The organism is Streptomyces desertarenae, assembly GCF_042681365.1.
GTDB lineage: Bacteria > Actinomycetota > Actinomycetes > Streptomycetales > Streptomycetaceae > Streptomyces > Streptomyces desertarenae.
Window position 1 is genome coordinate 665,503 of record NZ_JBHUFU010000001.1, and the last position, 14,476, is coordinate 679,978.

The window sequence follows — 14,476 nt, forward strand, 5'->3', positions numbered from 1 at the left end:
CGGACCGGACAGCTCAGGCGGGCAGCGCCCCGTGGAGGAAGGGTTCGACGACCTCCCGCCACTGCTCGGGCCGGTCGTAGTGGACGAGGTGGCCCGCGCCGTCCACCTCGGCGTAGACGCCCTGCGGCAGCACGCGGACCATCTCCTGCGCCTCGGCCCGCCCCAGCTCGCCGTCGAGGCCCCGGACGACCAGCGCGGGGCACCGGACCTGCGCCAGGTCGTCCCAGTAGGCCTCGTGCACCCAGGACTGGCGGATCATCAGCATCTGCCGGCGGGAGAACACCGGGCGCCAGCCGTCCATGCGCTCGGCCATCACCTCGGCGAAGAAGTCGCCGCGCGCCGGGTTCGGACGCTCCAGGGCGGGGTCCTCCTCGCCGAACCACCGGCGGACGTCCGCGAGGGTGGCGAAGGGCACCGGCCAGGTGGCGAGCCACTGCTCCCACTCGCGCTGGGAGCGCTTTCCCAGCGCCGACGCGCGCATGTCGCAGATCACCACCGCACGGACCAGGTCGGGGCGCTTGGCCGCGAGCTGCCAGGCCGTCAGCGCGCCCATGGCGTGGCCCACGACCGCCACCGGGGCGAGGCCGAGCTGCTCGATGACGGCCTCGGCGTCCGCGACGAACGCCTCCCGCCCGAACGGGCCGTCGGTGGGCTTGTCGCTGCGCCCGTGGCCCCGCTGGTCCAGGCAGACGGCGCGGTACCGGCCGGAGAGCCAGCGGGCGGTGGTCGCCCAGTGGGAGCCGCGGCCCATCAGACCGTGCAGCAGCAGGACGCCCGGTGCCCGGCCGTCCTCCCCTCCCGGCTGCACACCCTTGGGCGGATCGGCGAACTCCCAGGCCGCGAGCCGCAGACCGTCCGCTCCCCTGACATTGATGCGTCGAACCATGCGTCCTGGCACCCCCATTCCTCCCGTCCCCTCCTCCGCCTGCCGTGCCGTCCGGCGTGGCGACCGCCGCGCCGCCCCCCACGCTCCGGCACCGTCCGCCCCCTCGCCTTCCGGCGTCACGCTATCGAACTTTTATTCGAACAAGCTCTTCTGACGTGCAACACCCCTCTTTTGAGTGACACTCAGCGAGTGTCGTCCCGGGAGGCCGAGGGGAGACAGCTACCGGGAGGCGGGCCGCTCGGGGACAGGGGTCCGCGGGGAGCGACCCCGGGAGTTCGGGGCTCGAGGTCGCACCGGGGGGCGGCGGGGAGGGACACGGGGAGGCGGGGTCCCGGCCGCCGACGACGGCGCCGGGACCCCGGTGGTCCGACAGGCCCATGGACGGCTCCCCTTCCGTCTCCCCATGTGCGTCACGGAAAGCGTGTCACGACACGGCCCCCGGCGCCCCCCTTTGTACACAACTCCGCCGCCGGGCCCGGACGGGACCGGCCGTGCGCCGGTCACCCGGCGGACGGCCGCGGCGGCCCGCTCAGCGCCGGGCGACGAAGACGTGCGCGGCGACCTCGGGGGTCAGCTCGGCGGCCTCGCCGCTGCTGCCGACCTGCACGCCGCCCCCCACACCCGGTGTCACGCTGACCACCGCGCCCGGCTGCACCCCGGCCCGCCGCAGCGTGTACATGAGCTGGGCGTCCGTCTGGATCGGCTCGCCGATCCGGCGCACCACGACCGTCTTGCCGTCGGAGCCGGTGTCCAGGTCCGACAGGCTGACCATGTCGTCACTCAGGAACGGGCCGGCCTCCGAGGGCTCGCCCAGCTCCTCCAGACCCGGGATCGGGTTGCCGTACGGGGACTCGGTGGGGTGCCGCAGCAACTCCAGCACGCGGCGCTCGACCGCCTCGCTCATCACGTGCTCCCAGCGGCACGCCTCCGCGTGCACCTGCTCCCACTCCAGGCCGATCACGTCCACCAGCAGGCACTCGGCCAGACGGTGCTTGCGCATCACGCGCGTGGCCAGCCGGCGGCCCTCCTCGGTCAGCTCCAGGTGCCGGTCCCCGGCGACCTTGAGCAGGCCGTCGCGCTCCATGCGCGCGACCGTCTGGCTCACCGTCGGACCGCTCTGGTCGAGCCGCTCGGCGATCCGGGCACGCATGGGGACCACGCCCTCCTCCTCCAGCTCCAGGATCGTGCGGAGATACATCTCCGTGGTGTCGATGAGTCCGGACATGCGTGCCCCTCGTCGGTTCGTGCGGTGGCCCTGGAAACCAATTCTGACGCATGGGGGCGACAACCGTTCCCGATCGGCCGGACGCCGTCCGCGCGGTCGTGCCGTATTGACGGGGCACTGGTCCAGACCTCATCGTGATCGCTGCGCCGCGGGGCGGGCCCGGGGCGCGTGCCGGGCCGGGGTGCGCGACGCACCGCGCCCCACGGCACCACGACGACGGGAGGCCGCAGGGACATGGACGGGAACGGACTGGCCGAGCGGTTCATCGACGCGGCCGTCGGGCTGCTGGAGCGGGTGCGGAAGGAGGAGTGCGGCAGCATCGCGGCGGCCGGGGAGCTGATCGCCGACGCCTACGCGGCGGGCGGCCGGATCTTCGCCTTCGGCGCCGGCCACTCCTCCCTCCCCGCCCAGGACGTGGTCTACCGGGCCGGCGGCCTGGCCGTGATGAACCTCCTGCCCGTGCCCGGCACGGTCGGCGTCGACGTGGTGCCCGCCACCCTGGGCAGCGCGCTGGAGCGGGTGACGGGCCTGGCCTCGGCGGCCCTGGAGACCTCGCCGGCGCGGGCCGGGGACGTCCTGGTGGTGGTCTCCCTGTCGGGCCGCAACGCGCTGCCCGTGGAGATGGCGGCCCGCGCCCGGGAGCTCGGCCTGAAGGTGATCGGCGTGACGTCGGTGGCGTACGCCGGCTCCACCACGCCGCGCAACCCCTCGGGCACCTTCCTGAAGGACCACTGCGACGTCGTCGTCGACAGCAAGATCGCCGTCGGGGACGCGGAGCTGACCGCGGAGGGCGTCGACGCCCCCTTCGCCCCCGCATCCACGGTGGTGACCAGCGCGATCATGCAGGCGGTCGTCGCCGGCGCGGCGGGCTCGCTGGCCGCCCGCGGCATCACCCCGCCCATGCTGCGCTCGGGGAACGTCGACGGCGGCCACGAGTGGAACGAGCGGGTGCTGACCGAGCACGCGGACCGCGTCTTCTACCGCCGCTGAGGTCCGCCCGGGGCGGCGTCACGGCGCCAGGGCGCGGGCCAGGTCGACGGCGGCGGCGACGCGGTCCGCCACCCCCTCCGCGTAGACGGCGTCCGCGCGGTCGAAGGCGCGGCGGCTCGGCCCCCGCAGGAACGTGAGCACGCCCAGGGAGCGGCCCCTGCTGCGCAGCACCACGCACAGGCCGTGCACCGTGCCGTCCGGCCACCGGCGGGCCCTGGCCCAGCCCTCCGCCGCGGCGCCGCCCGCACTCGTGCGGACCGGCCCGCAGCGGTCGTACGCGTGCAGCGCCGGGTGGTCGCGCGGGTAGCACACGGGGACGCCCGCCGGCGCCGTGCCCCGCACCGGCGCCTCGGCGGTGCGGACCAGCCGGACCGCGGAGCCGCCCTCCCCGCCGGCCGCCAGGTCCAGCAGGGCGTGGTCGGCGAAGCCCGCCAGGGAGTAGTCCAGGTGGACGGAGACGGCCTCCATCGGGTCCTCGCACTCGGCCGCGGCCCGCGTGGCGCGGTGCAGCTGGTTGCCGCGGAACCGGGAGCGCGCCGCCTCCTGCTCGGCCCGCCGGGCGTCGGTGACGTCCAGGAAGAACCACGCCACGCCCAGCGGTACGGGCGTCGCCTCCGACATCGGCGAGACCAGCCGCAGGAACCCGCTGCGCCAGCAGCGCCGGGCGTCCCCCGCTCCGCCGTCCCCCGCCGCGCGCAGCGTCACCCACAGCTCGGCCGGGTCGGGCGGCGGGCCCTCGGCCAGCACGTGCTGGAGGGCGCTCTCCAGCTCCTCGGCGCCCTCCCCCACCAGCTCGCCCAGCGGCCGCCCGAGCACCTCGGCGCGCCCGGTGCGCAGCGCACGGGCGGCGTGCCCGTTGACGACGGCCGGGCGCAGATCCGCGTCGACGAGCACCACGCCCCAGGTGGCGCCGTCGAACAGCGCCTCGCTCAGGGCGATCGACCGCTCCAGGTCGATCTGGGTGCGCACCTCGCTGAACGCGCAGTACACACCGGTCGGCCGGCCGTCGGCACCGCGCATGCCGGAGGACTGGACCCGCACCAGCACCCGCCCGCCGTCCTTGCGCAGCAGCGCGAACTCGTGGACCCGGCGGCCGGGGGCGTCCATCGCGCCGAGCAGCCGGGCCTCGACGTGCTCGGCGTCGGCGGTGCGGACCGCCCACCCCGCCAGGCCCCGGCGGCCGACGGCCTCCTCCTTCGTCCAGCCCAGGATGCGCTCGGCCTCGCGGTTCCAGTGGGTCACGACGCCGTCGGCGTCGAAGGCGCACAGCGCCGCGTCCATCCCGTCCAGCAGCGCGGTGAGCAGCAGGTCGCCCCCGGAGCAGGCCGGACCTCCCCGCAGGCCGTCTCCGCCTCCGGCGCCGTGCTCGGAGTGGGTCTCGGACTGAGCGGTCACCTGGCACCCCCGGCTGGACCTGGACGCTGCGCGCAACTGCACCCCCGATCATTAGAACGCGGACGTGACCCGGCCCACACGCGATTGCGGAAAATCGTTGTACCCCTGAAATTCGCTTGCCCGTGCCCCAGGTGCCACGTAGCGTCGTGGGTACACGAGAAGGGAGGTGGTTCGGCAGATGAGTTGTTACCGGACGCGTGAGGTGGCTGCGGCCTAGCAGGCCGACGTCACGTCGTGATGCCGGCAGCGCCGGCCAATCCCAAGCAGTCACCCGACCCGCGGGCTGTCGGTACGTCCGACCGACCTCCTGCCGCGCCACGGCGCGGCGGGGGCCAGGCCCGCGGGTCGTCTGCGTTCCCGGCGCGGGCGCCGGGAACGGGACGGGGGCGGCTCCTCAGGGCGCCAGGCGCTCCACCGTCCAGCCCGCGTCCTCCCCGGGGCCGCCCCCGGCGCGGACGTAGCGCAGCCGGTCGTGGAGGCGGTTCTCCCGGCCCTGCCAGAACTCCACCGTCTCCGGCACCACCCGGTAGCCGCCCCAGTGCGGCGGCACGGGGACCCGCTCGGTCTCCGGGTAGCGGGCCGCCAGCTCCCGGTAGGCCCGGTCCAGCTCCTCCCGGGAGCCCACCGGCGCGGACTGCTCGCTGGCCCACGCCCCGAGCTGCGAGCCGTGCGGGCGGGTGCGGAAGTAGGCGGCCGTCTCGTCCCGGCCGGTGTGCCCGGCCCGTCCCGAGACGATGACCTGGCGGGCGACCGCGTGCCAGGGGAAGAGCAGCGACACGTACGGGTTGGCCCCGATCTCGCGCGCCTTGCGGGAGCGGTGGTTGGTGAAGAAGACGAAGCCGCTCTCGTCGAACTGCTTGAGCAGCACCGTGCGGGAGCTGGGCCGCCCCCGTCCGTCCGCCGTGGAGAGGACCATCGCGTTCGGCTCGTGCAGGCCGGCGGCCACGGCCTCCTCGAACCAGCGCAGGAACTGCCCGTACGGGGTCGGTGCGAGTTCCTCCTCCACCAGTCCCTCGGCGCGGTAGTGGGCCCGCATCGCGGCGGGGTCCAGGTGCGGTCGGTGGGCACGGGCTTCGCGGGCTGCGTCGTCGGCATGGGGCACGCGTTCATACTGCAACATCGCCGGCGCGCGGCCCCACGGGGTGGCGGACGAGTCTGCCCGTTCGCCGCGCCGCGTACACCTGGCCGCGGGGAAACCGCGAGTGTGCCGCATCTCACCCTTCCCCGCATCTGCCGAACCGGACAGAATCGCTGGCTGGACGACTGTGGCCCCTGGACACCGCGGGCCATCGCGTCCGGCCGGTCGCTGCCCGGCCACCGCCGGCAGCCCACCAGCAGCAGGACGACCGGGTACCGGCCCGGACCGCCGGCTCCGGCGGCGGGGCCGCGCCGGTGCACACCCGGACGGGGCCGACCGGCCCCCGGGGGGGCATCCGCCGCCCGCCCGCCCGCCGAACCACATACGAGGAGCCGCCTGATGTCCGACTTCGTACCCGGGCTCGAGGGAGTCGTCGCGTTCGAGACGGAGATCGCCGAGCCGGACAAGGAGGGCGGCGCCCTCCGCTACCGGGGCGTGGACATCGAGGACCTGGTGGGCCACGTCTCCTTCGGCAACGTGTGGGGCCTGCTGGTGGACGGCAGCTTCAATCCGGGCCTGCCCCCCGCCGAGCCCTTCCCGATCCCGGTGCACTCCGGTGACATCCGGGTGGACGTGCAGTCCGCGCTGGCGATGCTCGCGCCGGTGTGGGGCCTGAAACCGCTGCTGGACATCGACGAGAAGCAGGCCCGCGAGGACCTGTCCCGCGCCGCGGTGATGGCGCTGTCCTACGTCGCCCAGTCGGCGCGCGGGCAGGGCCTGCCGATGGTGCCGCAGAAGGAGATCGACAAGGCCGAGACCATCGTGGAGCGCTTCATGCGCCGCTGGCGGGGCGAGCCCGACCCCAAGCACGTCGCGGCCGTGGACGCCTACTGGACGTCGGCCGCCGAGCACGGCATGAACGCCTCCACCTTCACCGCCCGCGTCATCGCCTCCACCGGCGCGGACGTGGCGGCGGCGCTCTCGGGTGCGGTCGGCGCGATGTCCGGCCCGCTGCACGGCGGCGCGCCCTCCCGGGTGCTGGGCATGATCGAGGAGATCGAGCGGACCGGCGACGCCGGGGCGTACGTGAGGAACGCCCTGGACCGCGGCGAGCGCCTGATGGGCTTCGGCCACCGCGTCTACCGCGCCGAGGACCCGCGCGCCCGCGTGCTGCGCCGCACCGCCAAGGAGCTGGGTGCGCCGCGCTTCGAGGTGGCCGAGGCGCTGGAGAAGGCGGCGCTGGAGGAGCTGCACAACCGCCGCCCGGACCGCGTCCTGGCCACCAACGTGGAGTTCTGGGCCGCGATCGTGCTGGACTTCGCCGAGGTCCCGGCGCACATGTTCACCTCGATGTTCACCTGTGCCCGCACCGCCGGCTGGTCGGCGCACATCCTGGAGCAGAAGCGCACCGGGCGTCTGGTGCGCCCCTCGGCGCGCTACGTCGGCCCCGGGCCGCGCAGCCCGCGCGAGATCGAGGGCTACGACGACATCGCCCGCTGAGTTCCGGCCCGGACCCGGGTCCGTACGGACGTCCCGGCCCCGGCGCGACGGCCGCCCCGTCGCGCCGGGGCCGGCGCACGCCGTGCACGGGCGCGGGCGCGGGCGTCGTGATCAACCGGTACCTCACCGCGCCGCCCGCCGGCTGAGCGCCCCGTGCCCGCGGCCCGCGGCGGGGGATCCCGCCGCCGGCCGCGGGCGCCCGTCCCGTGCCGCGGGGTGGGCCGGCGGTCAGGCGGCCGGGGTGGCGGCGGCGCGCATGTCCAGGAAGTTGGCCCGGTAGGCGTCGTGGGCCGCGGCACCCTCCAGGCGCAGCATGGCCTCGTCGTTCTCCCGCAGGGAGGAGTGGTCCAGGTTGTGCGAGCCGGTGAAGGTCCACTTGGTGTCGGGGCGCCCGGCGTAGTTGCCCTCGACCGTGAGGTACTTCGAGTGCACGAGGTATCCGTCGGAGGTGCTGAGACGGTAGAGCTTCAGCCTCGGGTGCCCCTGCATGATTCCGACGTCGTTGCTTTCGGCGTAGACCACCTCCACCCAGCAGTCCTGGTCCGCCAGCGCCCGGAGCTTCCGCGCCACCGCGTCCCGGTGCAGGGCGAAGGCGCTGACGCGGACCACCGTCTTGTGCGACGCCGAGCCCACCGCGGTGTTGCCCGTGCAGGTCACGTTGTCGAGGACGTCCACCACCACGTCGCCGGCGGCCTGCGGGAAGAAGTAGTACTTCTCCGTCCCCACCTTGCCCTGGCGGAAGTAGTCGCCGTCCTTGACCATGGCGGCCAGGTCGTTGAAGTACGACACGTACGCCGTGTACAGGTCGGTGTTGCCGACGACGGTGTAGGCGTTGTTCCAGTACTTCTCCACGTTGAGGGAGGTCTGGTTGGCGGAGGTCTGGATCACCACGTCCTCCGCCTCCCCCGCGCTCCCGATCCGGGAGAAGGTGAAGAACTTGTTGTGGTTGATCGGGTTCACGTCCGCGGGGGCGTCGGCGATGCAGGCCCGTCCGGCGGTGCACACCCGCACCCACGAGCCGCCCGAGGTGTCGCTGCCGAGCGCGGTGCGCACGCTCCGCGCGGCGGGCCGGTCCGCGTACGTGGAGTCCAGCACCACCCTGACCCGGACCCCCCGGTTGTGCGCCGCGATCAGCGCGTCCGCGTAGTCCTGGTCGTTCAGCGCGTACAGGGCGGCGCGGACGGTCCGTCCGCTCTGCGTGGCGTTGATCGCGCCGATGATGTGGTCCTTGACGGCGTTCTTCTCCGCCGCGGTGCCCCGCGGGTCGTTGAAGACCGCTCCGGTGGTGACGGGGGCGGCGGCCTCTCCGGCCGCGGTCGCTGTGCCGGCCGGCGCCAGCAGGGCGCCGAGCAGCAGGGCCGTCGTGACGATGCGTCTGATCATGGGAGCCGTCCTTCCCGGGTCCGGTGGTCCGACCGCAGGGGTCAGAAGTCCGCCATCACGTTCTGGATCCAGGTGAGGCTGGTGGGCGTGCTCGCGAACCGGAAGCCGGAGTCGTCGGGGCACCCCGCGTTGCCCCCGGAGACGACCCCCACCTGGTAGCGCTGTCCGTCCACGAGCTTGAACAGCGGCCCGCCCGAGTCCCCGTGGCAGGTGCGCCCGTTGAGCCCCGACGTGCGGATGGCCCGGCCGCCGTACACGTCGTCGGCGTCGATGCTCTCGACCCGCATGGTGGCGCGCTTCAGCACGGTGCTGGGAGCGCAGGTCGCGCAGGTCCGGCCCCAGCCGAACACATAGGTGGTGGCACCGACCTTGGGGTTGGCGGTGGCGAGGCGGACCGGCTCGGCGTTCGCGGAGCGGTCGAGCTTCAGCATCGCGATGTCGTGCTCGGTCCTGACCCTGGAGTCGGAGACCGCCACGACGCCTCCGCCGCTGGTGCGGTTCAGGCTCTTGACCCGGACCGTGAGCTGGGAGTCGGGGATCCTCTCACCTTCGGGGTACAGGCAGTGCCTGGCGGTCAGCACCCACCGGTTGTCGACGATCGACCCGGAGCACAGGAAGTTCCCGTTGCGGTGGAGAGCCGCCATGCCCCTGGACGAGTCGGCGGTCTCACCGCCGATGATGCCCTCGGGGCCGCCCTTCCCCGCCGCCTCGGTCTTCCCGGCGACGGGCGCGCCGGCGGTCGGCGCGGAGTCCGCGGCGGCCGGGCCGGCGGCCCCCAGTCCCAGGGAGACCACGGAGATGAGAGAAAGGACGATTTTCCCGAGCGTCTTCGAACGCACCTGTTTCCACCTCACAGAGAAAGGAGTCCCCGGGACCGTACCTTCGAGCGCGCGCCCGAACAATCGGTTTCACGCCACACCGAACACGCCGACGGCGCTTTGCCGAAACCGCAGAAAACCCGCCATGAGTCGATATACAGCGCCATCGAGAGGCCTGCAAGCAGGGGCTTCACCCCTTTTGGAAAGAAGTAAGGAAACCGGAGAACTCGCCACCCCTCTCTCGGCCGGGTTTTTCGGAATACTCGGATCCGGAAATCGGGAATCGCGAGCCGGCGGTTCCGGAAAGCGGCCCGCCGGGCCGGTGGCACCGGGGCGCCCCGCCGCGGAACGCGGACGGCCGTACCCCGCCGGGAGCGGCGGGGTACGGCCGGTGGACGCGGAACCGCCCGGTGGGGCGTCAGCCGCGCACGGGGACCTCGGCGTACGAGGGGTCGTCGGCGGGCGAGGAGAAGACGAGCCTCGCGCCGGACGGGTTGTGCTCGGTGTAGAGCGGGTCGACGGTGTCGACCACCATGGCGAGCCGGTGTCCGGCCGGGACGTCGTACGCCGCCGAGTACAGCTCCAGGTCCACGCCGAACGCCTCGCCCGGCGTCCTGTCGTGGAAGGTGAACGGCGCATGGGTGATCAGCTTGCCCACACCCAGCGGCCCCACGTCGTAGAGGTGGGCGACGAAGGTGCCGCTGGACCTGTTGCCGGTCACCGTCGTGTGCAGCTTCACGGTGCCGCGGATCCGCCGCTCGGCCGTGTACCGCTCCGACTGCCAGACGGCGGCGTGCCAGTCGGGCAGCAGCGGTACGGACACCGTCGGCGGCAGACCGGTGAGCCGGTCGAAGATGCTGGAGAGGAAGACCGTTCCGCCGCTCGCGCCCGAGTCGGTGTTCGCCAGGACCCGGTCGGTGCCGTCCAGTTCGATCCGCTCGGCGCCCGAGGGCACCGCCTTCCAGCTCGGGTAGCCCTCACGGGCGCCGCCGCGGGCGGTGAGCTGGACGGGCTGCTCGGCGTCGATGCCGTTGTCCTCGCCCCTGAGGTGGTGGTCGAGCCAGCGCTCGGCGTTGTTCCACACGTCGTTGGGCAGCCCCAGCAGGCCGGGCATCTCGGGGGTGGCGTGGTCGCCGGGGCGGAACTCCAGGCGCCTGGGCACGGTCAGCTTCTCGTAGAAGTCGGCGTACTGGTTGGGCGGGAAGATCGAGTCGCCCCAGGCGTTGCCCAGCATGATCGCGGCGCCGCCCGCGTTGATGCGGTCGACGTAGGTGGCCGCGGAGCGCTTCCTGCCCCAGGCGATCATGTCGGCCTCCTTCTCCAGGTCGGAGGAGAGGAAGCCGGTGACGACCTCCTGGAACTCCTCGCCGGGGCGGCCGGTGAGGTAGCCGGTGCCGGTGAGGAAGGCGGCCGCCTGCCTGTGCTGGGTGCGGCCGCTGTAGATGGAGCCGACGAGGTCCGCCCAGCCGCTCATCGCGACCACGGCCCTGATCCGCTCGTCGAACGCGGAGGCCAGCAGGCTGATGCCGGCGCCGTAGGAGATGCCGGCCATGCCGACGCGCTCGGGGTCGGCGGGGGTGTTGGCCAGCGCCCAGTCGATGACCCTCGAGGCGTCGGCGACGTCGGGCGGACCGGCGACCTCGATCTCGCCGCCGGACTGCCAGAAGCCGCGCGAGTTGTAGCTGAGCACGACGTAGCCGGAGTCGGCGAGCTTCCGCGCCTGGGCGAGGTACTCCGCCTGCGGCATGGACCAGCTGGTGGGGAGGACGGCGAGGGGGTGACGGCGCTCGCCGTCCCGGTCCCCGGGGATGACGACGTTGGCGGCGAGCGGCGTGCCGCCGTCGCCGGGTATCTCGACGAAGCGGACGGACGGTGCGGCGGTCCCGGCGTGGGCGGGCGCCGCCGGACCGGTGACGGTCCCGGCCAGCACCGCGGCCGAGGCGGCGGCGACGGCGACGGCGGCGGACGTGCGCAGGCGCCTGTGGGGGTGTCGCATGGGCCCTCTCCTGGTTCGGTCTCCGGCGTGGGGAGCCGGTGGCTGGGTGGGGGGACGACCTGAGACTAGGTGCGACCCTTACCGCTGGTAACCCCCTGGTGAGTCACGCATCCGCAACGTTCCCCGCCCCTGTCCGGCCCCCTCGGCCCCTAGGGCGCAGGCGCTCCCGGGGCCGCGGTGCCGCCCCTTCGAGGGGGGCACACGGCCGTTCCGCGGTGGCGGGGGCCGCGGGGGACGCCGGCCGGCGAACCGCCGGGGGCCGGCGCGCGGGTGCGTGCCCCGGCCCGCCCCTACTCCTGCCGCTCCGGGCGCTCCTGCCGCTCCAGTGCCTGGGCCAGCACCTCCGCCAGGTGGCGGGCGCGGTACCCGCCGAGCTGGGCGAGCTGGGTGCGGCAGGAGTAGCCGTCGGCCAGCAGCACCGTGCCGGGGGCGGCGGCGCGCACCGACGGCAGCAGCTTCTCCTCGGCGCAGGCGGCGGAGACCTCGAAGTGCCCCTTCTCGAAGCCGAAGTTGCCCGCCAGCCCGCAGCACCCGTCGCTGAGCGCGCCCGTCAGCCCGGCCCTCTCCATCAGCCGCCGCTCCGCCGCGTCGCCCAGGACGGCGTGCTGGTGGCAGTGGGTCTGGCCGGCCACCGGGCGGCCGACGCGCGGCGGGGTCCAGTCGGGTGCGTACTCCTCCAGCGCCTGGGCGAAGGTGCGCACGGCGGCCGCCAGCCGCCTCGCGCGCGGGTCGTCCGGCAGCAGCTCGGGGACGTCGGTGCGCAGGGCCGCCGCGCACGGCGGCTCCAGCACGACCACCGGAAGTCCCGCCTCCAGGACCGGCTCCAGCCGGTCCAGGGTGCGGCGCAGCACCCGGCGGGCGCCGTCGAGCCGGCCGGTGGAGACCCACGTCAGGCCGCAGCAGACCCGGCCCGCGCCCGGTGGCGGGACGACCTCCAGTCCGGCCGCCTCCAGCACGCGCACGGCCGCGGTGCCCGCCTCGGGCGAGAGGTGGTTGGTGAAGGTGTCGGGCCACAGCACCACCCGCCGCCCGCCGCCTCCGGGGGAGGTCCGCCGGTGCCGCCGCCACAGCCGCAGGAACGGGGCGCGCGGCAGCGGCGGGATCTCCCGCTCCGGCGCGATGCCGCCCAGCCGCTTGCCCAGGGACGCCAGCGGGGTGCGGGCCAGGAAGTTGAGCAGCGGTGCGGTGCGGGTGGCGGAGACCGCGCGCAGCCACCGCGGCAGCGACCCCATCGAGTAGTGCGCCGCGGGGCGGCGGCGGCCCGCGTAGTGGTGGTGGAGGAACTCGGCCTTGTAGGTGGCCATGTCCACCCCGACCGGGCAGTCCCGGCGGCAGCCCTTGCAGGCCAGGCAGAGGTCCAGGGCCTCGCGGACCTCCTCCGAGCGCCAGCCGCCGGTGACCACCTCGCCCGCCAGCATCTCGTGCAGCAGCCGCGCCCGGCCGCGGGTGGAGTGCATCTCCTCGCCCGTCACCCGGTACGAGGGGCACATCACGCCCGGGGAGTCCGCCGGGTTGCGGCACTTGGCCACGCCCACGCACCGCCGCACCGCCGCCGAGAAGTCCCCTCCGTCGTCCCCGTAGCCGAAGACGACGGGGAGGGGCTCGCGCGGCAGCGGCGCGAAGCGCAGGTTCTCGTCCAGGCGGTGGGGGCGCACCAGCATGCCGGGGTTGAGGCCGCCGGCGGGGTCCCACAGGTCCTTGAAGCGGCCGAACAGCTCCACCGTCTCCGGCCCGTACATGCGCGGCAGCAGCTCGGCGCGCGCCTGTCCGTCGCCGTGCTCGCCCGAGAGCGAGCCGCCGTGGGCCGCCACCAGGTCGGCCAGGTCGGTGGAGAAGCGGCGGAAGCGGGCGATGCCCGCCTCGCTGACCAGGTCGAAGTCGATGCGCACGTGGATGCAGCCGTCGCCGAAGTGGCCGTAGGGCACCCCGCGCAGCCCGTGCTCGGCCAGCAGGGCGCGGAAGTCCCGCAGGTACGCGCCCAGCCGCGCGGGCGGGACCGCGCAGTCCTCCCAGCCCGGCCACGCCTCGCTGCCGTCGGGCATGCGGGTGGCGGTGCCGGAGGCGTCCTCGCGCACCCGCCACAGGGCACGCTGCCCGGCCGGGTCGGCGACCAGGACGTGGCCGGCGGCGGTGCCGGCCGCGGCCCGGCACAGCCGCTCGGCGTGGGCGCGCGCCTCGGCCGCGTCCGCGCCGCCGGCCTCGACGAACAGCCAGGCGCCGCCCCGGGGCAGCATCGTCCGCTCGGCCTCGGGGACGAGGTCGCCCGCCATGCCCTCCACGGTCAGCGGGCCGTACGGGAGGAGCGCGGCCGCCGCCTCGGCCGCCGCGCTCTCGTCCCCGTACCCGAGCACCGCCAGCACCCGCGCGCCCGGCCGCTCGACCAGCCGCACCGTCGCGGCCGTGACCACCCCGAGGGTGCCCTCGCTGCCGGTGAAGGCCCGCGCCCAGTCCTCCCCGTTCTCCGGCAGCAGCGCGTCCAGGGCGTACCCGGAGATGCGGCGCGGCACCTCGGGGAAGCCGGTGCGCAGCCGGGCCAACTCGCCGCGCACGAGTGCCCGCACTCCGGCGCGCAGCCGCTCGGGCACGCCGTCCCCGCCAGGAGTGAGCCGGACGCGCTCCCCTCCGTAGGTCAGCACCTCCAGGGCGAGGACGTTGTCGGCGGTGGTGCCCCAGGCCACCGAGTGGGAGCCGCAGGAGTTGTTGCCGATCATCCCGCCGAGCGTGCAGCGGCTGTGGGTGGACGGGTCGGGGCCGAACGTCAGGCCGTGGGCGCCGGCCGCCCGGCACAGGTCGTCCAGGACGGCACCCGGCCGGACGACGGCCGTGCGGGTGGCGGGGTCGACCGACTCGACCGCGGTCATGTGGCGGGTGAAGTCCAGCACCACCCCCGTCCCCGTGGCCTGCCCCGCGATCGAGGTGCCCCCGCCGCGGGGCACCACCGGCACGCCCCGCTCCCGGCACACCGCCAGCGCCGCCGCCACGTCGTCGGCGTCGCGCGGCGCCACCACGGCCAGCGGCACCCGCCGGTAGTTGGAGGCGTCCATCGTCACCAGCGCGCGGCTCGCGGCGTCCCCGAGGACCTCGCCGCGCACGGCGGCCCGCAGCGCCCGCACCAGCTCGGGGCCGTCCGCCGCCTCCGCCGTCCCCGTCCCCTGCTCCACCCTGTCGCTCATGGTTCCAGCCTGCCCGCCGAAACGGCGTGTCT

General features: G+C 74.7%; 10 protein-coding genes. 2 read left to right on the top strand and 8 right to left on the bottom strand.

Annotated elements, in window-relative coordinates; all coding sequences use genetic code 11:
• Window positions 1–13: 13 nt before the first annotated feature.
• On the bottom strand, window positions 14–886 hold the full coding sequence (locus ACFSJS_RS02955; RefSeq protein ID WP_380896309.1) for an alpha/beta fold hydrolase: 873 nt from the start codon (window positions 884–886) through the stop codon (window positions 14–16).
• 529 nt (window positions 887–1,415) lie between these two features.
• Window positions 1,416–2,111, bottom strand: a complete 696-nt coding sequence (locus ACFSJS_RS02960; protein ID WP_380896311.1) for a metal-dependent transcriptional regulator — start codon at window positions 2,109–2,111, stop codon at window positions 1,416–1,418.
• A 234-nt stretch (window positions 2,112–2,345) separates the two neighbouring features.
• Here ACFSJS_RS02960 and ACFSJS_RS02965 point away from each other — a divergent pair, with 234 nt between their 5' ends.
• Window positions 2,346–3,101: an SIS domain-containing protein gene (locus ACFSJS_RS02965; RefSeq protein ID WP_380896313.1), complete on the top strand. Its 756-nt coding sequence runs from the start codon at window positions 2,346–2,348 to the stop codon at window positions 3,099–3,101.
• 18 nt (window positions 3,102–3,119) lie between these two features.
• Here the strand turns inward: ACFSJS_RS02965 and ACFSJS_RS02970 are convergent, their stop codons facing one another.
• Both ACFSJS_RS02970 and pdxH read right to left on the bottom strand, forming a co-directional pair.
• A complete protein-coding gene (locus ACFSJS_RS02970; RefSeq protein ID WP_380896315.1) occupies window positions 3,120–4,496 on the bottom strand; it encodes a PAS domain-containing protein in 1,377 nt (458 codons plus the stop codon).
• 394 nt (window positions 4,497–4,890) lie between these two features.
• On the bottom strand, window positions 4,891–5,616 hold the full coding sequence (gene pdxH / locus ACFSJS_RS02975) for a pyridoxamine 5'-phosphate oxidase (protein ID WP_380896316.1): 726 nt from the start codon (window positions 5,614–5,616) through the stop codon (window positions 4,891–4,893).
• A gap of 357 nt (window positions 5,617–5,973) precedes the next feature.
• On the opposite strand from pdxH, the gene ACFSJS_RS02980 reads away from it, so the two are divergent.
• The gene (locus ACFSJS_RS02980) at window positions 5,974–7,074 is read left to right on the top strand and encodes a citrate synthase 2 (protein ID WP_380896318.1); all 1,101 of its coding nucleotides are present in this window, start codon (window positions 5,974–5,976) and stop codon (window positions 7,072–7,074) included.
• Window positions 7,075–7,302: 228 nt separating this feature from the next.
• Here the strand turns inward: ACFSJS_RS02980 and ACFSJS_RS02985 are convergent, their stop codons facing one another.
• The 4 genes from ACFSJS_RS02985 to ACFSJS_RS03000 all read right to left on the bottom strand — a co-directional run bounded on the left by ACFSJS_RS02985 (window position 7,303) and on the right by ACFSJS_RS03000 (window position 14,444).
• The gene (locus ACFSJS_RS02985; RefSeq protein ID WP_380896320.1) at window positions 7,303–8,457 is read right to left on the bottom strand and encodes a phospholipase D-like domain-containing protein; all 1,155 of its coding nucleotides are present in this window, start codon (window positions 8,455–8,457) and stop codon (window positions 7,303–7,305) included.
• A 41-nt stretch (window positions 8,458–8,498) separates the two neighbouring features.
• Window positions 8,499–9,296, bottom strand: a complete 798-nt coding sequence (locus ACFSJS_RS02990; RefSeq protein WP_380896322.1) for a S1 family peptidase — start codon at window positions 9,294–9,296, stop codon at window positions 8,499–8,501.
• Between the two features lie 397 nt (window positions 9,297–9,693).
• Window positions 9,694–11,271, bottom strand: coding sequence for an alpha/beta fold hydrolase (locus ACFSJS_RS02995; RefSeq protein ID WP_380896324.1), 1,578 nt, complete (start codon window positions 11,269–11,271; stop codon window positions 9,694–9,696).
• A gap of 290 nt (window positions 11,272–11,561) precedes the next feature.
• Entirely contained in the window at window positions 11,562–14,444 is a 2,883-nt protein-coding gene (locus ACFSJS_RS03000; RefSeq protein ID WP_380896326.1) for an FAD-binding and (Fe-S)-binding domain-containing protein, read from the bottom strand.
• Between the last annotated feature and the right edge of the window lie 32 nt (window positions 14,445–14,476).

Excerpts from the sequence above, each read along its gene's own strand:
- ACFSJS_RS02980 (WP_380896318.1), top strand. The coding sequence starts at position 5,974 with ATGTCCGACTTCGTACCCGGGCTCGAGGGAGTCGTCGCGTTCGAGACG.
- ACFSJS_RS02960 (WP_380896311.1), bottom strand. The coding sequence starts at position 2,111 with ATGTCCGGACTCATCGACACCACGGAGATGTATCTCCGCACGATCCTG.
- ACFSJS_RS03000 (WP_380896326.1), bottom strand. The coding sequence starts at position 14,444 with ATGAGCGACAGGGTGGAGCAGGGGACGGGGACGGCGGAGGCGGCGGAC.
- ACFSJS_RS02995 (WP_380896324.1), bottom strand. The coding sequence starts at position 11,271 with ATGCGACACCCCCACAGGCGCCTGCGCACGTCCGCCGCCGTCGCCGTC.
- ACFSJS_RS02965 (WP_380896313.1), top strand. The coding sequence starts at position 2,346 with ATGGACGGGAACGGACTGGCCGAGCGGTTCATCGACGCGGCCGTCGGG.
- ACFSJS_RS02955 (WP_380896309.1), bottom strand. The coding sequence starts at position 886 with ATGGTTCGACGCATCAATGTCAGGGGAGCGGACGGTCTGCGGCTCGCG.
- ACFSJS_RS02985 (WP_380896320.1), bottom strand. The coding sequence starts at position 8,457 with ATGATCAGACGCATCGTCACGACGGCCCTGCTGCTCGGCGCCCTGCTG.
- pdxH (WP_380896316.1), bottom strand. The coding sequence starts at position 5,616 with ATGTTGCAGTATGAACGCGTGCCCCATGCCGACGACGCAGCCCGCGAA.